Genomic DNA, 20966 nt, shown 5'->3' on the forward strand with positions numbered 1-20966 from the left:
AGTTGCGGGCGAACGGATCAGGCAGTCAGCGGGGAGGCGCGAGGGTTGGCCGGCGGCCAGCGATAGCGGGTAAGGCGGGGAATGTGCAGCGTCGGCAGGGGCCGTACGCTGTCGCTGCTGAGCAGCCCCAGCAGGCCGAAGAAGGCGGCGAAGATGATGGCGCTGAACAGGCTGCCCAAGGCGCAGCCGGTGCCGGTGGCCGGGTTCGGCGGGACAATGCCGGAGCCATCGAGATCAGCGCCAGCACCGAAGTTGCCATCGAAGGAGCAGTATTGGCTATCCAGCCCACTGAGCTGCATGCCGGCCATCTGGCCGTGGCTGATCGCACAGACGAGCGCACTGAACAGGATGCTGAAGTACAGCAACCAGGCAGTCAGCGAGCGATGTGTGCGAGCCAGTTTCATGGGGCGCGACTCTAAACAGACGGTGGCGGCGCGACACTGCGGTCAATTGCCGCAGCCGGTCGAAAGCCAGTCAGGCAGAACCCAGGCGAACTATCCGACCAACGGCAATGACCTTATCGAACAACCTTTTACAAGCCGTGCACGCTTCACGGTGACAGCTAAAGCACCATGCGCTTGATACAAGTCAGGAAAGAGTCATCAACCCGTTCTACCATGGCGTCTCTTCCAGCAAGCGTCAGTTCGCCTAGGGGGGTTGCCCACATGAAGATTGTCATTGAGCAAGGTAACAAAGGCGGCGAATGCCGTTGGCAGGTCAAGCTTGATCAGCACTGCGTGAGTTTCCGCAGCGAGACTGACGCGCAAGCGTTCGTCGCCACCCTGCAGACTCGCTTACAGGCGCCGCACTCCCTGCCCTGGCACACGTCACAACGTCAGGCTGGCTGATCGCCCAAGGCGCAGCGCCGGACTGTTGCGCAGCATGTCCAGCATGGCATCGACCAATGCCGGAGCCTGAGCGGCCAAGTCGTAGTTCGGCACCAGCAGCCAGTTGGCCTCAAGGCCCTCAAGGTAGGCATGCAGGCCTATGGCGGCCCGCGAGCAATCCAGGTCGATAGGTAGCTGCCCCTTGTTCACCGCGTTGCCAAGCGCCTTGGCGATGCGCTGATCGCACTCGATGCTCAGCGCCTGCATGCGCTCACGCAGCCCCAGCAGTTCGCCAGTGTGTTCGCACTTGTAGCGCAGAATGTCGTGCATGCGCCGGGTCTGCGGATCATCAGCCAGTCGAGTGAGTGCAATGATCAGCAACTCGCGCATACAACCGAGCGGATCCGGCTCATCCTCGTGCTCGCTGGCACGCGCCAGCTCTTCAAGCGGTAGGCGCAGGCGTTCGAGCATCGCCTGAAACAGATCGATCTTGTTCTCGAAGTGCCAATAAATGGCGCCACGGCTAACACCGGCGGCCTTGGCCACCTCTGCCAGCGAGGCACGAGACACGCCATGAGTCTGGAACACGTGCTCAGCTGCATCGAGAATCTGCAACCGCGTCGTTTCCGCGTCCTCTTTGGTTCGTCTGGCCATCTCGTAACTCCGTGTTGCATGAAACCCAATGGTCAAGCGGCCATCTAAAGCGGATCATGCCGCCTAGATGCCCCCGCACCCTCGCTGAAGCGGCTGGATACGCCGCTATCGTCCAACTACGCCCGGTCATGCATTGATACCTGCGCATGCCCAAAACTGTGGAACGGGCGAGAGTATGAGGGCAGCTTTAGGCATTTACAAACATTCACGCATGTAAGTATATTTCACCATCGTTTTTCCCTGCCTGCGTCCCCCCTTCGCCCTTCGGGTATAGATTCAATTAGAACGAGGTTCCTTCAGATGCACACGAAGCCAGCCTTCGCCGTCTTGGTTTCCGCCGTCACTCTGGCTCTGGTTAGCCTGAGCGGATGCAAGGAAGACAGCGCCCCTCCACCTCAACAAGCGCCTCAAGTTGGCGTGGTCACGCTCAAGGCTCAACCTTTCGCCCTCACCACCCAACTGCCCGGCCGTACCGCTGCCTATCGCATTGCTGAAGTGCGCCCACAGGTCGACGGCATCATCCAGAAGCGCCAGTTCACCGAGGGTAGCGAGGTGAAGGCCGGTCAGCAGCTCTACCAGATCGACCCGGCCACCTACGAAGCCACCTACCAGAGCGCTCAGGCTGCGCAGATCTCTGCCAGCGCCATGGCTGAGCGCTACAAGCTGCTGGTTGCCGACAAGGCCGTCAGTCAGCAGTCTTATGACGATGCCCGCGCCTCGGCGCTGCAGGCTCAGGCGGCGCTGGAACAAGCCCGCATCAACCTGCGTTACACCAAAGTGCTGGCCCCGATCAGTGGCCGCATTGGCCGCTCGGCAGTGACCGAAGGTGCGCTGGTGACCAATGGCCAGACCACTGCACTGGCCACCATCCAGCAACTTGACCCGATCTACGTTGATGTCACCCAGTCGAGCAAGGAATTGCTGCGCCTACGCAGCGAACTGGCCGAAGGGCGTCTGCAGAAGGTCGGTGACAACGCCGCCAAGGTGCAATTGGCACTGGAAGATGGCAGCCACTACGCCCATGAAGGCACGCTGGAGTTCTCCGAAGTCGCCGTCGACGAAGGCACTGGCTCGGTGACGCTACGCGCGGTCTTCCCCAACCCGGATCACTTGCTGCTGCCTGGCATGTTCGTGCATGCCGAACTGCAAGCCGGTATCAAGCAGCAAGCCATTCTCGCTCCGCAGCAAGGCGTGACCCGCAACCAGCGTGGTGAGCCGACGGCGATGGTGGTCAATGCCGAGAACAAGGTCGAGATGCGCGTACTCAAGGCCAGCCGCACTGTCGGCAGCGCCTGGCTGATCGAGGATGGCCTCAACGAAGGCGACCGCCTGATCACCGAAGGCCTGCAGTTCGTCCAGCCCGGCATCGAAGTCAAGGCCGCGCCGGCCAGCAACGTCAAAGGCGATGAACCGGCCCAAGACGCCAAGCAAGACAACGGCAAGGGCTAACGGAGAAATACGGAATGTCCAGATTCTTTATTGATCGGCCCATTTTCGCCTGGGTGATTGCCCTGGTGATCATGCTGGCTGGTGGCCTGTCGATCCTCAAGCTACCGATCAACCAGTACCCGAGCATCGCCCCGCCAGCGGTGTCAATTCAGGTCGCCTATCCGGGCGCCTCGGCGCAGACCGTGCAGGACACCGTGGTGCAGGTGATTGAGCAACAGCTCAACGGTATCGATGGCCTGCGCTACGTCAGCTCGGCGAGCAACTCCGACGGCAGCATGGAAATCATTGTGACCTTCGAACAGGGGGTCAATCCAGATATCGCCCAGGTGCAGGTGCAGAACAAACTGCAACTGGCCACACCACTGTTGCCGCAAGAAGTGCAGCAACAGGGCATCCGCGTGACCAAATCCGCGCGTAACTTCCTTATGGTGATCGGGGTGGTCTCCACCGACGGCAGCATGAGCCGCGAGGATCTGTCCGACTACATCGTGTCCACCCTGCAAGACCCGATCTCGCGCGCCAAAGGCGTGGGCGACTTCCAGGTGTTCGGTGCCCAGTACGCCATGCGTATCTGGCTCGACCCGGCCAAGCTCAACAGTTTTCAACTGACGCCAGTGGATGTGCGCAGCGCCATCCAGGCGCAGAACGTGCAGATTTCCTCCGGCCAGTTTGGCGGCCTGCCTGCTGCACCGGGCAACCAGCTCAACGCCACCATCATCGGCAAGACCCGCCTGCAAACCCCAGAAGAGTTCCGCAAGATCCTGCTCAAGGTTCAGCCCGATGGTTCTCAGGTACGCCTGGCGGATGTCGCCAAGGTCGAACTCGGCGGCGAAAACTACTCGATCAATGCCCAGTTCAATGGCCAAGCGGCGTCCGGTATGGCGATCCGCCTTGCCACTGGGGCCAACGCCCTGGAAACCGCCAAGGCTGTACGCGAGACGGTAGATAACCTCAAGCCGTTCTTCCCGCCCGGCATGGAGGTAGTCTTCCCCTATGACACCACGCCGGTGGTTTCGGCCTCCATCGAAGGGGTTGTACAAACCCTGTTCGAAGCTATCGCACTGGTGTTCCTGGTGATGTTCCTGTTCCTGCAGAACCTGCGGGCTACCATCATCCCCACCCTGGCTGTACCCGTGGTACTGCTGGGCACCTTCGGCGTGCTGGCAGCGTTCGGTTTCTCCATCAACACCCTGACCATGTTCGCCATGGTGCTGGCCATCGGCCTGCTGGTGGACGACGCCATTGTGGTGGTGGAGAACGTCGAGCGGGTGATGCGCGAGGAAGGGTTGTCACCCAAGGAAGCGACGCGCAAATCCATGGGGCAGATCCAGGGCGCGTTGGTTGGTATCGCCCTGGTGCTGTCGGCGGTGTTCTTGCCGATGGCGTTCTTCGGCGGCTCCACTGGGGTGATCTACAAACAGTTCTCCATCACCATCGTCTCGGCCATGGCCCTGTCGGTGCTGGTGGCGCTGATCTTCACCCCAGCGCTGTGCGCCACGCTGCTCAAACCCATCGATAGCGACCACCACGAAGCCAAACGTGGCTTCTTCGGCTGGTTCAACCGTTCCTTCGACCGCACCACCGACATTTACCAGCGCGGCGTTGCCGGCATGATCAAGCGCAAGGCCCCCTACCTGCTGCTGTATCTGGTGATCGTCGGCATCATGATCTGGATGTTCACGCGTATCCCCACCGCCTTCCTCCCCGAGGAAGACCAGGGCGTGCTGTTTGCCCAGGTGCAAACCCCGGCGGGCTCCAGTTCAGAACGGACCCAGGCAGTGGTCGACGAGATGCGCCAGTACCTGCTCGAAGACGAAGCCAGCACGGTCAAGTCGGTCTTCACCGTCACCGGCTTCAACTTCGCCGGTCGCGGGCAAAGTTCCGGTATGGCCTTCATCATGCTCAAGCCCTGGGGTGAACGCCCCGGTGAAGAGAATGGCGTAGCCGCGCTGGCGCAGCGTGCGCAGATGCACTTCTTCAGCTTCCGCGACGCAATGGTCTTCGCCTTCGCGCCGCCGGCCGTGATGGAGCTGGGTAACGCCACCGGTTTCAACCTGTTCCTGCAGGATCAGGCGGGTGTCGGTCATGAGGTGATGAACCAGGCCCGCGACAAGTTCCTGCAGTTGGCCAACCAGCATCCGGTACTCAGCCAGGTGCGCGCCAACGGCCTGCGCGACGAGCCGCAGTTCCGCCTGTTGATCGACGATGAACGCGCCCGAGCCCTCGGCCTGTCGCTGTCGGACATCAACAGCACCCTGTCGATCAGTTGGGGCGCCAGCTACGTCAACGACTTCATCGATCGCGGTCGCGTCAAGAAGGTGTACCTGCAAGGTACTGCCGACTCGCGTATGACCCCGGAAGATCTGAAGAAGTGGTACGTGCGTAACGACCAGGGACAGATGGTGCCGTTCAGCGCCTTCGCCAGTGGCGAGTGGGTCTACGGCTCGCCCAAGCTGTCACGCTACAACGGCGTGTCGGCCATGGAGATTCTCGGTGCCGCCGCACCGGGTTACAGCTCCGGTGACGCCATGGCCGCAGTCGCTGAGATCGCCAAGCAACTGCCCAAAGGGGTCGGCTACGCCTGGACGGGTCTGTCCTACGAGGAACGCTTGTCCGGGTCTCAAGCGCCGGCGCTGTATGCCATCTCGCTGCTGGTGGTGTTCCTCTGCCTGGCGGCGCTGTATGAGAGCTGGTCGGTGCCGTTCTCGGTGATGCTGGTGGTACCACTGGGGATCATCGGTGCGCTGCTGTTCACCAGCATGCGCGGCCTGTCCAACGACGTGTTCTTCCAGGTCGGTCTACTCACCACCATCGGCTTGTCGGCACGTAACGCCATCCTTATCGTCGAGTTCGCCAAGGCGCAATACGAACAGGGCATGGACCTGGCAGAAGCCGCCATCGAGGCCTGCCGCCTGCGTCTGCGCCCGATCGTGATGACCTCGTTGGCGTTCATCCTCGGTTGCTTGCCGCTGGCTATCGCTAGCGGTGCCGGGGCCGGCAGTAAGCACGCCATCGGTACCGGCGTGATTGGCGGTATGCTCAGCGCCCTGATACTGGCGATCTTCTGGATCCCGCTGTTCTATGTAGTGATCTGCTCGATGTTCCAGAGAAAGAAAACCGAATCGACCAGCGACAATGACAAGGAGGCACTGCAATGAGGCAGTCCCTGTTATCCCTGGCCGTCGCCACGGCCCTGCTCAGTGGCTGCAGCCTGATCCCCGACTACCAGCGCCCCGACGCGCCGGTGGCCGCTGACTGGCCGCAAGGCGAGCCCTACGGCGGTGCAGCCCAAGAAGGCAAAACGGCGGCTGCCGATCTGCAGTGGCAGGCGTTCTTCCGTGATCCCGCTCTACGTCAGTTGGTGCAGACGGCGCTGGAGAACAACCGTGACCTGCGCGTTGCCGCGCTGAATGTCGAGGCCTTCCAGGCGCAGTACCGCATCCAGCGCGCTGACCTGTTTCCTTCAGTTGCAGCCGATGGCAACGGCACGCGCCAGCGCATGCCGGCCGACCTGAGCCAAACCGGGCAGGCGCGCACCAGTGGCCAGTACAGCGCAACCCTGGGCGTCAACGCCTGGGAGCTGGACTTCTTCGGCCGTATCCGCAGCCTCAGCGAGCAAGCGTTGCAGCAATACCTGGCCACCGAACAGGCGGCGCGCAGCACGCAGATCAGCCTGGTGGCCAGCGTCGCCAACGCTTACTTGCAATGGCAGGCCGATCAGTCCCTGCTCAAACTGACTCAGGACACCCTGGAAACCTACGAAGCCAGCTACCAGTTGACCCAGCGCAGCTTCGACGTCGGCGTCTCCGACGCCCTGGCCCTGAGCCAGGCGCGCACCGCAGTGGACAGCGCCCGCGTGACCCTGGCGCAGTACCAGCGCCGCGTTGCGCAGGATCGCAACGCCCTGATCCAGTTACTCGGCACCAATCTGCCGAGCGACTTGCCGCGCGGACTGGCGCTCAATGACGAGGTACTGGAAAACGTCCCGGCGGGTCTGCCGTCCGACCTGCTACAACGTCGCCCCGACCTGCTGCAGGCCGAATATCAGCTCAAGGCCGCCAACGCCAATATCGGCGCAGCACGTGCCGCGTTCTTCCCCAGCGTCAGCCTCACGGCCAACGCGGGTACTGCCAGCAGCCAGTTGTCCGGGCTGTTCGACGGCGGCTCGGGCACCTGGCTGTTCCAGCCGCAGATCAGCTTACCGATCTTCAACGCCGGACGCCTGCGCGCCAACCTCGACTACGCCGAACTGCAAAAGGACATCCAGATCGCCCAGTACGAGAAAGCCATCCAGACCGCCTTTCAGGAAGTCTCCGATCGCCTGGCGGCGCGCACCACCTATCGTGACCAACTCCAGGCGCAGCGCGCACTGCTCGACACCACCGAGACTTACTACAACCTGGCCGAGCGCCGCTACCGCACGGGCGTGGACAGCTACCTGACTCTGCTCGATGCGCAGCGCCAACTGTTCAGCGTGCGCCAGCAACTGATCAGCGATCGCCTCGCGCAACTGACCAGTGAAGTCGAGCTGTACACCGCACTCGGTGGCGGCTGGAGCGCTGACCAAAGCAGCCAGGCAGGTAACTGATTACGCCTGAAGTAAACGCCGCATACAAAAATCCCCCGCCATCTGGCGGGGGATTTTTTTTTGCAGCACCGTCACACCACGAAGCGCCGACTCCACCAAGCGCAGCCAACGGCAATCGCGCCACAACCAGCAATCACCAGCGCCATCGGCACGGCAGAGCCATCATGCAGATAAGCGACCAACGCCGACGCACAGGCGGCGACGCTAAATTGCAGACTGCCCAGCAACCCCGACGCACTGCCAGCGTGCTGCCCCTGCCCGGCCATGGCACTGGCCGTGGCGTTGGGCAGCACGCAACCCAGGCTGGCCACACAGACAAACAGCGGGATCAACAACGGCCAGAGCTGCGCCGGTTGCCAAGCCGCCAGCGCGAGCAGGCACAGGCCGCTGCACAGGTAGACCAGCACCATGCGCCGCAGCCATATGGCAGGCCCGCCACGGCGCACCAGGCGCGCATTGACCTGCGCCATCAGCACGAATCCCGCCGCATTGCTGCCGAACAGCCAGCCATAATGCTCGGCCGGCACACCATAGAGCTCAATGAAGATAAAAGGCGAACCCGCGATGTAAGCGAACATTCCGGCCATTGCCACACCACCGGCCAGGCTATAGCCCATAAATGCAGGCGAGCTCAGCAGTGCCCGATACTGGCCAAATGCACCACTCAACGGCGCAGGCGGCATATGCGTTGGGCGCGTCTCAGGCAGCCAGAGCACAACAGCCAACAAGCACAGCCCGGCGAACAGCGCCAAGCTGAAGAAAATCCACGGCCAGCCCAGGGTGCCCAGCAGCAGCCCCCCGCCTAACGGGGCTAGAATCGGGGCCAGCCCCATCACTAGCACCAACTGCGAAAACACCTTGGCCGAGGCCAAGGGGTCGCACAGATCACGCACCACCGCACGGGTAATGACCATACCGGCGCAGCCGCCCAAGGCCTGCACGAAGCGCGCACCGATCAACCACTCCAGGCTTGGCGCCAGGGCACAGGCCAATGAGGCAACGGCAAACAGCATCACCCCAATCAGAAGTGGCACACGCCGCCCATAACGATCAGCCAACGGTCCGTAGAACAGTTGGCCCAGCGCGATACCGATGAAGTAAGCCGCCAGCGATAACTGCACATGCTCGACATCGGTGGCGAACTGGCGCGCCAGGGTCGGAAAGCTTGGCAGGTAGAAATCGATAGCCAACGGGCCGAAGGCGCTCAGTGCGCCGAGGATAAGCAAAATTCGCAGAGGCATGATGATCCAGAGGTTTTGTTAGCTGGCTAATCATCTCATTGCGCTGAGCCTTGTTAAACCCCGAGAACGAACAGCATCAGCCACTATGCCAGGCGAATAGCGCACGATTCAGCGCACATGCGGCTGCCTTTCGGCGACGCAAAATCGGTAAAATGCCGCATCGCACACCAACCACAACGGATTTCATGCGCAGAACCAAAGAAGATGCGGAGAAAACCCGTGTCGCCCTCCTGGAGGCCGCCGAGCATCTGTTTCTCGAACGCGGCGTCGCTCACACCAGCCTCGATCAAATCGCTCGTCAGGCTGGCGTGACCCGTGGTGCGGTGTACTGGCATTTTCAGAACAAGGCCCACCTGTTCCACGAAATGCTCACCCAGGTACGCCTGCCACTGGAGCCGCTGGCGGAGCAGTTGGCGGCGGTCGATGGCATGGCCTCGCTGCAACTGCTGCGTGATCTGTGTGTAGAGGCCGTGGCCAATTTGGTGCTCGACGAAAAACGCCGACGCATTCTCACCGTACTGCTGCGGCGCTGCGAATTCACCGAAGAACTGCGCGACGCCGAAGAGCGCCATGAAGCCTTCATCAATCAGTTCATCGCCTTGTGCGAGCAGCAGTTCGCCCAACCCTCCGTTCAGGAGCAATTGCGCCCTGGCATCAGCCCGCGCCTGGCCTCGCGCGCACTGCATGCTCTGCTGGTAGGGCTGTTCAGCGACTGGCTGCGCGACCCGGCGCTATTCGATGCACAGACCGATACGCCTGCAATCGTCGATAGCTGCTTGCGCGGCCTGTTACTGCGCTGGCCGTAAGGTCGGCGGCTCAGGCTGGCTCGACGACGTAACCTTCCTCGCGAATAGCCGCCTGCACCTGCGCAGCGTCGAGCCCTTCACTGACACGCACCAAACCGCTGGGCAGATCCACTTCCACCTCGGCGTTCTCCTCCAGTGCCTTCACCGCCAGGGTGATGGCACGCACGCAGTGCCCGCAAGACATACCGCTAACCTTGAATGTTTGCATTGCCTGACTCCTTGCTCCATTGCTCGATGGGTGTAGTCTCGACCTTGCCACGGCGGCAAGGTCAAGCCTCCACGCCACTTATCCGCCTGCACATTCGAGGATCGTCGCCATGCGCCTGCACCACCTGCTGCTTGCCGCCGCCCTGAGCACCAGCGCTCAGGCTCAGCCCACGGCTCCACTGGTCAGTAGCGCGCAGGGCGAGGGATATGCTGTGCTGATCATCTCCCGCGAGCGGCTGGAGGTCGCCACCACCTGTGAGGTGGCGCTGTACCTGCACGATCAGATGGCCGCACGTCTGTTTCAAGGGCAGTCGGTCTCGTTCAACCTACCACCGGGCGAGGTTTCGTTGCGCCTGGGCCTGACCGGCACCGGTTCATGCCAGGACGGCATCGCCCAACTCAGCAGTCAGACCCTGCAACTGCAGGCTGGCGAGGTGCGCCGCTATCGCATCGCCATGGAAGGCGACGGCCTGCGACTGCGTGACGCGCCACCGCTGAACTGAAGACTTGACCTTGCCACTGGGTCAAGGTTGATCCTGTGGAGCATCACTCGACAGGATATCGACCATGACCACCTTCGACCTCCCCATCCAGGGCATGACCTGCGCCAGTTGCGCAGGCCGCGTCGAGCGCGCCTTGCGCAAGGTAGCGGATGTGCGCAGCGCCAGTGTCAACCTGGGCAACGAACAAGCCCGTGTTGAGGCGCCAGCCAACAGCCTGCCAGCGCTGATCAGTGCCATCGAAGGCGCGGGCTACAGCGTCCCCAGCCAACCACTGGAACTGACGATCGAAGGCATGACCTGCGCCAGTTGCGTCGCTCGTATCGAGCGCGCCCTGGCCAAGGTGCCGGGCATCACCCAGGTGGCCGTCAATCTGGCTGACGAGAAGGCACGCCTGCAGGTACTTGCGGGCTTCGACACCCAGCAGGCACTCAAAGCCATTGCCAGCGCCGGTTACAAGGCCATGGCGCAAGCAGCAACAAACAGCGATCACAGCGAACGCCGCCTGCAGCGCGAGCGCCTGATTCTGCTCGCGGCTCTGGCACTGAGTATGCCGCTGGTGCTGCCGATGCTGAGCGCTCCCTTCGGCCTGCACTGGATGCTACCGGCCTGGGCTCAGCTTGCACTGGCGACGCCGGTGCAATTCATCTTCGGCGCACGCTTTTATCGCGCGGCCTGGCAGGCGCTCAAAGCCCGTGCGGGCAATATGGATCAACTGGTGGCCATCGGCACCAGCGCCGGTTACGGCCTGAGCCTCTACCAATGGGCGACGACACCCGCCGGGCAGATGCCACACCTATACTTCGAGGCTTCGGCGGTCATCGTCAGCCTGATCCTGCTCGGTAAATATCTGGAAAGCCGCGCCAAACGCCAGACCGCCAGCGCCATTCGCGCCCTCCAGGCGCTGCGACCGGAGCACGCGACACGCTGGCTAGATGGCCACGAAGAGCGTGTCGCGATCAGCGACCTGGCCTTGGGCGATTGCGTGGTGGTCAAACCTGGCGAACGCTTCCCGGTCGATGGCGAGGTGCTGCAAGGCGCCAGCCATGCCGACGAAGCACTGATCAGCGGCGAGAGCCTACCGGTGGCCAAGCAGCCGGGCGACAAGGTCACCGCAGGCGCGATCAACGGTGAAGGGCGCCTGCTGGTCAACACCACCGCGCTCGGCGCGGAAACCGTGCTGGCGCGCATCATCCGCCTGGTCGAAGACGCCCAGGCAGCCAAGGCGCCAATCCAGAAGCTGGTGGACAAGGTCAGCCAGGTGTTCGTCCCAACCGTGCTTCTGTTGGCATTGGCTACGTTGCTGGGCTGGTTGCTGCTCGGCGCGCCGCTGGAAAGCGCCCTGCTCAACGCCGTTGCCGTGCTGGTAATCGCCTGCCCCTGCGCCCTTGGTCTGGCGACGCCCACGGCAATCATGGCTGGCACAGGTGTGGCTGCGCGCCACGGTATTCTGATCAAGGACGTCGAAGCACTGGAAGTGGCGCATGCGGTGCAACACGTCGCCTTCGACAAGACCGGCACCCTCACCGAGGGTAAGCCACGCATCGTCCATATCGGCCTGGCCGAGGCAGGCGAAGAAGAATTGCTGCGCCTGGCCGGCGGCCTGCAACAAGGCAGCGAGCACCCACTGGCCAAGGCGGTGCTGCAGCGCTGCAGCGATCAGCACATTACCCTACCGGCGCTGATGGCCAGCCAGGCGTTGGCCGGGCGCGGCATCGCTGGCGAGGTCGAAGGCCGCGCCCTGCAACTGGGCAGCAGTCGCCTGCTGGAAGAAAACCAGTTGCAGGCAGGCACGCTGGCCGAATCGGCGCGGGATTGGGAGGTGCAGGGGCGCACCCTGTCCTGGCTGATCGAAACCGGCAACAGCCCACGCCTGCTCGGCCTGCTGGCCTTCGGTGATCAGCTCAAAGAAGGCGCTAGCGATGCCATCGCCGCACTGCGCGCACAAGGCATCACCAGTCACCTGATCAGCGGCGACAACGCCGGTAGCGTGGCGGCGGTGGCCAACGCGCTGGGCATCGACGAGCCGCACGCCCAGGTGCTGCCCGCCGACAAGGCGCGCCTGATCAACGCGCTGCGCCAGCACGGCACGGTGGCCATGGTCGGCGACGGCATCAACGATGCCCCGGCCCTGGCCGCCGCCGATGTCGGCATCGCCATGGGCGGTGGCACCGATGCGGCCATGCATGCTGCAGGCATCACCCTGATGCGCGGCGATCCGCGCCTGGTGCCCGCCGCGCTGGACATCAGCCGCCGCACCTACGCGAAGATCCGCCAGAACCTGTTCTGGGCCTTCGTCTACAACCTGATCGGCATTCCGCTGGCCGCCGCCGGCCTGCTCAACCCGATGTTCGCCGGCGCCGCCATGGCCCTGTCCAGCGTCAGCGTGGTGAGCAACGCCCTGCTACTCAATCGCTGGAGACCTAAAGCATGAACATCGGCCAAGCTGCCAAACACACCGGTCTGAGCGCCAAGATGATCCGTTATTACGAGGCCATCGACCTGCTGCCACACGCAGGGCGCTCGGAGAGTGGCTACCGGCAATACAGCAGCAGCGACCTGCACCGTCTGGCCTTCATCAAGCGTGCACGAGATCTGGGCTTCTCACTGGAGGAAGTCGGGCGGCTGCTGGCGATGTGGCAGGACAAACAACGCGCCAGTGCCGACGTGAAGGCCCTGGCCGAGCAGCATATCGCCGCGCTGGAACGCAAGATCGCCGAGATGGCCGCGCTGCGCGATACGCTGGCGGAATTGGCCGCTACTTGCCAAGGCAACGACCGCCCGGACTGCCCGATCCTGCAGGGGCTGGAGCACGGCACCTGCTGCGCTGGCAGCCCGTAGCCCGGTGGCATCCGGGCTAAGGGCCAACACACCGATGCAGGCGCTTAGCGCATCCAGGGTGGCGTCGGCTCAGCGTCCTTGGGCTCGTCCTCAGCATTGCGCAGGGCTTGCTTCTTGGCCTCCTCGGCCAGGGCCGCCTTGATCTCACGCATCACCGCGTCGATATCGGCAGCATCCTCCGGCTCGCTGAACTCGCCGGTAAGCTGGCTATCCGGTTGCAGTTTGCCGGCTTCGAAGAGTGCCCACATTTCCTTGGCGTACTTGGTGTACTTGAGCTCCGGGGCGAACTGGCCAAAGTATTCGGCCATGTTGCGCACATCGCGCTCAAGCATGCTGAAGGCGTGATTGTTGGCTGCGGCATCCACCGCCTGCGGCAGATCGATGATCACCGGGCCATCGGGGCCAAGCAGCACGTTGAACTCCGACAGATCGCCATGCACCAAGCCGGCACAGAGCATCTTGACGATTTCCTGGATCATGAAGGCATGAAATTCGCGGGCGTCGTCCGGGTGCAGCTCGACATCGTTGAGACGCGGCGCCACATCGCCTTCGCCATCGTCGACCAGCTCCATCAGCAACACGCCATCGAGAAAGTCATAGGGCTTGGGCACCCGTACGCCAGCACTGGCCAGACGAAACAGCGCCGCCACTTCGGCGTTCTGCCAGGCCTGTTCCTGCTCTTTGCGGCCATACTTGCTGCCTTTGGCCATGGCCCGCGCCTGGCGGCTACCGCGCACCTTGCGGCCTTCCTGATACTCGGAAGCCTGGCGAAAACTGCGCTTGTTGGCCTCCTTGTACACCTTGGCGCAACGCAGCTCGTCGCCGCAGCGCACCACATAGACCGCCGCTTCCTTGCCACTCATCAGCGGTCGCAGCACCTCGTCCACCAGGCCATCCTCGACCAGGGGTTCAATACGTTTGGGCGTCTTCATCGGTGTAAATGACGAGTCCTTTTCTAGCGGGGTTCTCTTGAGAGGCACATCCTCTCACAGCCTGTTTTCGCTGCCGACTGTTGATCGGCCCAAAAAGGCTAGGATGCCCTCGCGCAGCGTTTGGTACAGGCCAAAGCGTTGCGACAACGACGGCTAAGCAGTCTACACAACGATGGCGGGCTCGCCCTGCCCAATGCTGGCAATCACGTTACACAGGTGAAAAAAAACCGCCAACCCGGAGGCTGACGGTTTTTTCACGACGAGCAAACGCGCGGGGCGCTGCTCAAGTCGCTTATAGGTAGTAGGACTTCAGCGGCGGGAAACCGTTGAACTCGACCGCGCTGTAGCTGGTGGTGTAGGCGCCGGTGGACAGCCAATACAGGCGGTCACCGCTGGAGAGGTTCAGCGGCAGGCCGTACTTGTAGTTCTCGTACATGATGTCAGCGCTGTCGCAGGTCGGGCCGGCGATGACCACTTCTTCCATCTCGCCCTTCTTCTCGGTCCAGATGGGGAACTTGATGGCCTCGTCCATGGTTTCGATCAGACCGCTGAACTTGCCCACGTCGGCATACACCCAGCGCTCGACGGCGGTACGCGACTTGCGCGCCACCAGCACCACTTCGGAGACCAGCACACCGGCGTTGGCGATCAGCGAACGGCCCGGTTCGAGGATGATTTCCGGCAGTTCGTCGCCGAAATCTTCCTTGAGGAAGCGGGTGATTTCCGCGGCGTAGGTTTCCAGGTCGTTGGTGCGCTGGATGTAGTTGGCCGGGAAGCCGCCGCCCATGTTGATCATCTGCAGGGTGATGCCGTCTTCCTCTTTCAGACGCTCGAAGATCACCTTGACCTTGGCGATGGCGGCGTCCCAAACGTCGATATCACGCTGCTGCGAACCCACGTGGAAGGAAATGCCATACGGCACCAGACCCAGTTGCTTGGCCAGAATCAGCAGATCCAGGGCCATGTCCGGCTGGCAGCCGAACTTGCGGCTCAGCGGCCAGTCGGCGCTGGTGGAGCCTTCGGTGAGGATACGCACATAGACCTTGGAGCCTGGCGCGGCCTTGGCGATGTTACGCAGGTCAGCCTCGGAGTCGGTGGCGAACAGACGCACGCCCTTTTCATAGAAGTAGCGGATGTCACGCGCCTTCTTGATGGTATTGCCGTAGCTGATGCGCTCGGGGCCGACGCCTGCGCCCATCACTTTGTCCAGCTCGTAGATCGAGGCGATATCGAAGTTCGAACCCTTGTCGCGCAGCAACTCGATGATCTCGATAGCCGGGTTGGCCTTGACCGCGTAGTAGGTCTTGGCGAACGGGAAGCAGGTGCCGAGCTGGTCGTAGGCGTCGGCGATGATCTGCCGATCAATCACCACGAACGGGGTTTCGTGCTGATCAGCGAATGCTTTCATGCGCTGGAACGTGGCGGGTGCGTAGTAGTCTTCGACCTTAATCGACATGCTAGGAACTCCAATGGCAAAACCGGGAACACATGAATTCGGGCAGCGAAACGCCTGACAGGTTCCGCTGCATGTAGGGGTTGGCCGCACATCGCGCGAGCCTGAACGTCTGACAGTTTCCCCACTTTGGTTCGCCTACTTCCCAAGGCATGTCGCCGAGCATCACTGATCGCGGTGGGCCACCAGCGATCTCTCGTCGTCAGTACTTGAGCCGGATGGATCGTTTCCAGCATGGACGTTCGGGCGCGGACTTTAAGACCATGCGCCACTCAGATCAACCGGAAATTACCCCTAATTTCGCCTCGACAGGCGAATGTTCCGTATATCGCACAAAACAGCCTGAAATGCTGAACGGGCGCGGCTTTCAGCCAGTTTGCAAGAGGCAGATTACAGCGCCATTTCAGTCCCTTTCTCAGTACACATCACGGCGATAGCGCCCGGCCTCGATCAATCCCTGCACCGCTGCCTCACCCAGCAGTTCGTGCAGGGCAGCATCAACGCCACCCGCCATGCCCTGCAAGCTGCCGCACACGTAGAGCGCCGCGCCCTCGGCCAGCCAGGCGTGCAGACGTTCGGCCTGCTCACGCAGCAGATCCTGCACATAGCGCTTCTCGGCCTGATCGCGGGAGAAGGCCAGATCCAGATGCTGCAGCTCGCCAGCAGCCAACGCCGCTTGTAGCTCGTCGCCACAGAAGAAGTCCTGCGCGCGGCTGCGCTCGCCAAACAGCAGCCAGTTGCGTGAGTGCCCGGCCAAAGTGCGCGCCCGCAGCAAAGAACGCAGACCGGCCAGGCCGGTGCCATTGCCAATCAGGATCAGCGGGCGGTCATCCTCCGGCAGATGGAAGCCGCTGTTGCGCCGCACCCGCGCCAGCACCTGACCATCAGCGGGCAAATGCTGCGTCAGCCAGCCGGAACCCAAGCCCAGACTACCATCGGCTTGCAGCGCTTGGCGCACGAGCAGCGTCAGCACACCATCGGCAGCGACCGAGGCAATCGAGTATTCACGCGAGCCCAAGGGCGCCAACGCCTCGACCAGCGCTTGCGCGTGCAGACCAACCAAATGGGCGAAGCTGTCCGGCAACTGGCGCTCGACCAAGGCCTCGGCAAGGCTCAGGGTGCGTGCGTCGACCGTCACCGGCTCATCGCCCGCAAGCCCATACCGCTGCAGCCAGGCTTGCACGCGTGCGGGCGCATGGCGCGGCAGCACCTCCAGAATGTCACCGGCCTGCCAGGTGCACGACGGCGGCGGCAGCAGATCGAGACGATAGACCGGCGCACCCTGGCTGCCGGGATTGAGCAGCATGCGCTGCACCAATGCCCAACTCTGCCAGGGAGCAGCCTCGAAGCGAATCGGCGCGGCGCCAGTCAGCTCGCTCAGGTGCTGCTGCCAGCGTTGCAGCGCGGCCTGATCGTCACCGTCCATCTCCACCGGCGCGAACATCGAGCGCGCGCCCTGTCGGCCGAGCCAGTCATTGACCCGCCGCGCAAAACCACAGAAGTGCTGATATTGCCGGTCGCCCAAGGCCAACACCGCATAACTGAGCTGATCGAGCGCAGCGGCGCCACCGAGCACCTTGCGCTCGAAACTCTGCGCGGCGTCCGGCGCCTCACCATCACCGAAGGTACTGACCACGAACAGCGCTTTGTGCGTCTGACGCAGACTGTCGGCATCCAGACGCGCCAGCGGCTCGACGCGCACCGGGATACCGGCGGCCTGCAATTGCCCGGCGCTCTGCCAGGCCAATTGCTCGGCGAACCCGCTCTGGCTGGCAAAACCCACCAACCAGCCCTCGCCCTCACCCGGCTGCGCCAACGCACCACGGGCCGCCAGCGCCGCGCGCTTCTTGCGCCGACGATCCAGATACAGCAGCCAGCCGGTGATAAAGAACAGCGGCATAGCCGCCGACGCCACCATCATCAGAATGCGCCCTGGTAGGCCGAAGTATTCACCGACGTGCAGCGCATAAACGCTGGCGAGCAACTGCGCCTTGAACGGTTTGTCGGCATAACGCTGATCGCTCAGTAACGCGCCGCTCGTGGGGTCGATCCGCAGCTCATTGAAAGCACGCACGTGCTCGGCGTCGTCGAGCAGATAGAACACCGTCGCAGGCTGACCAGCTACCGACGGTAGCCGCAGATTCCAGGCAGTCAGACGCGGCCCGGCAGTGCGTTCGATCGTCTGCCAAAGCGCAGCGTAATCCACCTCCGGCAGCGGGCCCGCAGGCGCCGCACGCCCGCCACGTCTCTCGCCACGTTGCTCGGCAGGTGCATCGGAGAGTAGGCGGGTGAGGCCCTCGCGATACCAGCCATAAGACCAGTACAAGGCCGTCAGCGCAGCGCAGAGATAGAACAGCAGCGCCCAGGTACCGACGACCGCGTGCAGATCCCAATTGAAGCTGCGGCCTTTCTTTTTCCAGTCGAGCGTCAGCCAGGCGCGCCAGCTACGCACCTGTCGCGGCCAGCGCAGGTAGAGCCCGGATAAGCAGAAGAAAATCAGCGCCAGGGTGCTGGCAGCGGTGATCTGCTTACCCACCTCACCCATCGCTAAAAAGCGGTGCAACTGCAGCGCCAGCATGAAGAAACCCTGCCCCACCGGCGCGCCCAGAACCTTGCCGGTGTAAGGGTCGAAGATGATGCGCGGCCCACGCCGCTCGCCCGGCTTAGGCGCCAGAAAGGCCATGCCTGGGCCATCATGGCGGCTGTCGAGCCATAGGCCTGTGACGCGATCAGCGGTCGCCGACTCGATCTTCGCCACCAGCTCTACCGGAGCGAGCGGCCCCTGTTCAAGCGCCTGAATCTGCCAACGCTCGGCGTTCAACGCCCGCAGAAGCTCCCCTTCGAAGCTATACAGCGCGCCAGTGATACCCATGATGGCCAGCACCAGACCAGCAGTGATGCCGAGTAACCAATGCAGTTGGAACAGGACTTTCTTGAACACGTCGATCACTCTTGCATCACGATGGAGAATGCCGCCCAGGGCAGACGAGAGCGGATTCTATTTGAGAGTTATTTTCAAGGAATAGCCTTTACATCTTTTTTACCCGCTTGCGGACGCACGAAATCCCCGGCACAGCGAACTGCACCGGGGATTCGACAAAAGGTCAGAAGCTGTAGTCAGCCGTCAGGATCGCCGCGCGCGCATCACCGGGGGTCGCCCAGCCGTTGTTACGGATGCGGGTCAAGTACTGCTTGTCGAACAGATTGTTGACGTTCAGACGCAGGTTCAAATTGCGGTTGACCTTGTAGCCGAGCATCGCCCGGTGCACGGTGTACCCCGAGGAGGTCGGCGCGTTGTCGGCGCTGGCCAGGTACTGCTTGCTCTGGGTGGTCAGGCCATAACCGACCTGCAGGTTGTAGGGCAGGTCATAGGTGGTCCAGATGCTCGCCGCATGCTTGGGGGTGAAGGTCAGGGGTTTGCCTTTTTGCGCGTCGATGCCGCCAGTCTGCAAGGTAAAGTCGCTCACGCTCTGCAGCACTTCAGTGTGCAAGTAGGTGTAGTTGGCGAAGACCTTCCAGCGGTCGGTGATCGCCCCTGTCGCCCCCAGCGTTACGCCATCGACACGCGCCTGACCATCGAGCGCCTGCTCGCCGGACAGGTTGCTTGGGTCGTTGCTGGCGACTTTGTAGTTGGTGCGGTCGTTACGAAACACCGCCGCTGTCAGCGACAGGCGCTCATGGAACAGATCCCACTTGGTGCCGATTTCATAGCTGACGGATTTTTCCGGCTCGGCGTCGCAGTTATTGCTGCTTGCACTACCTCGACGACCGGTATTGAAGCAACTGCCGTTGACCGTGGCCTGTGAGGCGGTCTGGCTGTTGCCGTAGGCCACGTAAATGCTGCCGTTTTCCGCTGGTTTGTAGACCACGCCCAGGCGATAGGAGAGCAGATCGTCGCTGTTGTGATAGCGCGTACCGCGCGTCACGGCGCCGCTGATGGCATCGATCGCATCGGTTGCCGAGCTCCCCTCGTTGCGCTCGTAGCGCAGGCCGCCGTTGAGCGACCACTGCTCGTTGAACTTGAGGGTGTCGAAGGCGTACACGGCGCGGTTGTTCAGCTCACCATCGATTTTCGCCGTCTTGATGAAGTTCACCGGGCCATCCCAGTGCGAATCCGGGTCGCTGATGCTCACCGGCGGCGGGGTCACCTGGGTGCCCGCGGCGTTATAACGCCAGTTACCGGTACCGGCCTCGTACTCCTCGCGGGTCAGCGCGATACCGGTGACCAGGGTGTGGTCGATAAAGCCGGTGGCGAAGCGGCTGGTCAGGTCGGTCTGATTGATGAAGATGCGGTTCTCGGTATCACGCGCATTGCCCAGCGAGCCACCGCTGGGCTGGAAGAAGCCCGGCGTCAGACCAGCGGCGCAGGCGGCACCGGTCGGCGTCACGCCGCTGGCCAAGCAGGCAGCGGACGCCCCTTCCGGCCCGGACACCCAGGTTTCCTGGCGCACGCGCGCTACCCGGCTGAAGTTGCGCAGTGACAGCGCGTCATTGAACTCATGCTCCAGCTTCAGGCTGAAGGCATCGGTGGTGATTTCCTGCTTGTTGACGTTGTGATAGCCGTAATAGTTATCCCAGTCCGCCCCCGGCAGCAGCTTGCCGTCATAGATCGGCACACCGAACTGCGGCAGGTTGTCGTCTTCCTGATGCTCGAAGGCGAGGGTCACACGGGTCGGCGTGCCCAGACCGAAGGCGATCGACGGAGCGATGCCCCAGCGCTCGTAATCCTCGTGATCGCGCCCTGGCGCATCGTTGCCATGGGCCATCAGATTGAGGCGCGCCGCCGTGGTGTCGTTGAGCTTCTGGTTGGTGTCCAGGGTGATGCGCTTGTAGTTGTCGGTGCCGACCGCCGTGCTGATCTTGGTGAAATCACGCGTCTGCGGCGCCTTGGTCACCAGGTTGATGGTGCCGCCCACCGAGCCGCCACCGGAGTAGACCGAGCTGGCGCCATTGACGACCTCCACCTGCTCCAGATTGAACGGGTCGGTACGGCTGTACTGCGCACTGTCGCGCACACCATCGATCTGGATATCGTTGCTGGCCGAGAAGCCGCGCAGGTTGATGCTGTCGCCATAACCACCGCCGCCCTCCCCGGCGCCGAAGGTGATGCCCGGTACGGTGCTGAGAATATCGCGCATGGTCAGTAGGTTCTGATCCTCGATGACCTGCTTAGGCACCACGGTGATGGTCTGCGGAATGTCACGCAGCGGCTCGGTGTATTTCGGAGATGAAGGCGCCTGCGGCTGGTAGCCATCATCTTCTTCGGACTCGCCGGTTACTGACAGGCTGTCGAGTTCCAGCGGCGAGGTTTTCTGGGGGTTCGTCTCGGCAGCGACCACCGCGCCACCGTGAGAGACGATGGCAAGACCAATGGCGGAAACCAGCAGCGTTTTTTGCGAGGGGGCGACAGACAGGGTTGGTTCGTTATTGTGCATGAACTGTGCTCAGAAAAAATGCGAGCGGATCTT

16 protein-coding genes are annotated in these 20966 nt (G+C 62.6%); 8 read left to right on the forward strand and 8 right to left on the reverse strand.

The genetic code is table 11. The annotated features are described in order from the left end of the window. Window positions 1-17: 17 nt before the first annotated feature. The gene (locus AERO9A_RS19695) at window positions 18-404 is read right to left on the reverse strand and encodes a DUF2946 domain-containing protein (RefSeq protein ID WP_159973599.1); all 387 of its coding nucleotides are present in this window, start codon (window positions 402-404) and stop codon (window positions 18-20) included. Between the two features lie 261 nt (window positions 405-665). Here AERO9A_RS19695 and AERO9A_RS19700 point away from each other — a divergent pair, with 261 nt between their 5' ends. Further along, the gene (locus AERO9A_RS19700) at window positions 666-848 is read left to right on the forward strand and encodes a hypothetical protein (protein WP_159973600.1); all 183 of its coding nucleotides are present in this window, start codon (window positions 666-668) and stop codon (window positions 846-848) included. Here the strand turns inward: AERO9A_RS19700 and AERO9A_RS19705 are convergent. Then, window positions 828-1481: a TetR family transcriptional regulator gene (locus AERO9A_RS19705; RefSeq protein ID WP_159973601.1), complete on the reverse strand. Its 654-nt coding sequence runs from the start codon at window positions 1479-1481 to the stop codon at window positions 828-830. The two genes, AERO9A_RS19700 and AERO9A_RS19705, sit on opposite strands and share 21 nt — an antisense overlap. Before the next feature lie 300 nt (window positions 1482-1781). On the opposite strand from AERO9A_RS19705, the gene AERO9A_RS19710 reads away from it, so the two are divergent. Genes AERO9A_RS19710 through adeC form a run of 3 tightly spaced genes read left to right on the forward strand, consistent with a single transcriptional unit; the run spans window position 1782 to window position 7518 of the window. Further along, complete coding sequence (locus tag AERO9A_RS19710) at window positions 1782-2930, forward strand: efflux RND transporter periplasmic adaptor subunit (protein WP_159973602.1); 1149 nt, start codon at window positions 1782-1784, stop codon at window positions 2928-2930. Between the two features lie 14 nt (window positions 2931-2944). Next, a complete protein-coding gene (locus AERO9A_RS19715; RefSeq protein WP_159973603.1) occupies window positions 2945-6088 on the forward strand; it encodes an efflux RND transporter permease subunit in 3144 nt (1047 codons plus the stop codon). Continuing rightward, window positions 6085-7518, forward strand: coding sequence for an AdeC/AdeK/OprM family multidrug efflux complex outer membrane factor (adeC, locus tag AERO9A_RS19720; RefSeq protein WP_159973604.1), 1434 nt, complete (start codon window positions 6085-6087; stop codon window positions 7516-7518). Before AERO9A_RS19715 ends, adeC begins: the two co-directional genes overlap by 4 nt. 71 nt (window positions 7519-7589) lie before the next feature. Here adeC and AERO9A_RS19725 read toward each other — a convergent pair whose 3' ends face one another. Then, window positions 7590-8759 (reverse strand): Bcr/CflA family multidrug efflux MFS transporter, encoded by a 1170-nt coding sequence (locus AERO9A_RS19725; protein WP_159973605.1) that lies wholly within the window; start codon window positions 8757-8759, stop codon window positions 7590-7592. Between the two features lie 185 nt (window positions 8760-8944). Between AERO9A_RS19725 and AERO9A_RS19730 the strand changes: the two genes are divergently transcribed. Further along, window positions 8945-9565: a TetR family transcriptional regulator gene (locus AERO9A_RS19730; RefSeq protein WP_159973606.1), complete on the forward strand. Its 621-nt coding sequence runs from the start codon at window positions 8945-8947 to the stop codon at window positions 9563-9565. A 10-nt stretch (window positions 9566-9575) separates the two neighbouring features. On the opposite strand, the gene AERO9A_RS19735 is transcribed toward AERO9A_RS19730, so the two are convergent. Next, the gene (locus AERO9A_RS19735; protein WP_159973607.1) at window positions 9576-9773 is read right to left on the reverse strand and encodes a heavy-metal-associated domain-containing protein; all 198 of its coding nucleotides are present in this window, start codon (window positions 9771-9773) and stop codon (window positions 9576-9578) included. A 109-nt stretch (window positions 9774-9882) separates the two neighbouring features. On the opposite strand from AERO9A_RS19735, the gene AERO9A_RS19740 reads away from it, so the two are divergent. The 3 genes from AERO9A_RS19740 to cueR all read left to right on the forward strand — a co-directional run bounded on the left by AERO9A_RS19740 (window position 9883) and on the right by cueR (window position 13113). After that, a complete protein-coding gene (locus AERO9A_RS19740; RefSeq protein ID WP_159973608.1) occupies window positions 9883-10275 on the forward strand; it encodes a hypothetical protein in 393 nt (130 codons plus the stop codon). 64 nt (window positions 10276-10339) lie between these two features. Further along, a complete protein-coding gene (locus AERO9A_RS19745; protein ID WP_159973609.1) occupies window positions 10340-12706 on the forward strand; it encodes a heavy metal translocating P-type ATPase in 2367 nt (788 codons plus the stop codon). Further along, window positions 12703-13113 (forward strand): Cu(I)-responsive transcriptional regulator, encoded by a 411-nt coding sequence (cueR, locus tag AERO9A_RS19750; RefSeq protein WP_159973610.1) that lies wholly within the window; start codon window positions 12703-12705, stop codon window positions 13111-13113. The genes AERO9A_RS19745 and cueR overlap by 4 nt, the downstream gene beginning before the upstream one ends. Before the next feature lie 44 nt (window positions 13114-13157). On the opposite strand, the gene AERO9A_RS19755 is transcribed toward cueR, so the two are convergent. From AERO9A_RS19755 to AERO9A_RS19770, 4 genes are all read right to left on the reverse strand, one after another. Continuing rightward, a complete protein-coding gene (locus AERO9A_RS19755) occupies window positions 13158-14045 on the reverse strand; it encodes a PA4780 family RIO1-like protein kinase (RefSeq protein WP_159973611.1) in 888 nt (295 codons plus the stop codon). A gap of 292 nt (window positions 14046-14337) precedes the next feature. After that, a complete protein-coding gene (locus tag AERO9A_RS19760; RefSeq protein WP_159973612.1) occupies window positions 14338-15501 on the reverse strand; it encodes a type III PLP-dependent enzyme in 1164 nt (387 codons plus the stop codon). 412 nt (window positions 15502-15913) lie between these two features. Continuing rightward, complete coding sequence (locus AERO9A_RS19765) at window positions 15914-18439, reverse strand: sulfite reductase flavoprotein subunit alpha (RefSeq protein WP_159973613.1); 2526 nt, start codon at window positions 18437-18439, stop codon at window positions 15914-15916. 163 nt (window positions 18440-18602) lie between these two features. After that, complete coding sequence (locus AERO9A_RS19770) at window positions 18603-20933, reverse strand: TonB-dependent siderophore receptor (protein ID WP_159973614.1); 2331 nt, start codon at window positions 20931-20933, stop codon at window positions 18603-18605. Window positions 20934-20966 lie beyond the last annotated feature (33 nt).

This window comes from Pseudomonas sp. 8Z, from assembly GCF_902506535.1.
Classification (GTDB): domain Bacteria; phylum Pseudomonadota; class Gammaproteobacteria; order Pseudomonadales; family Pseudomonadaceae; genus Aquipseudomonas.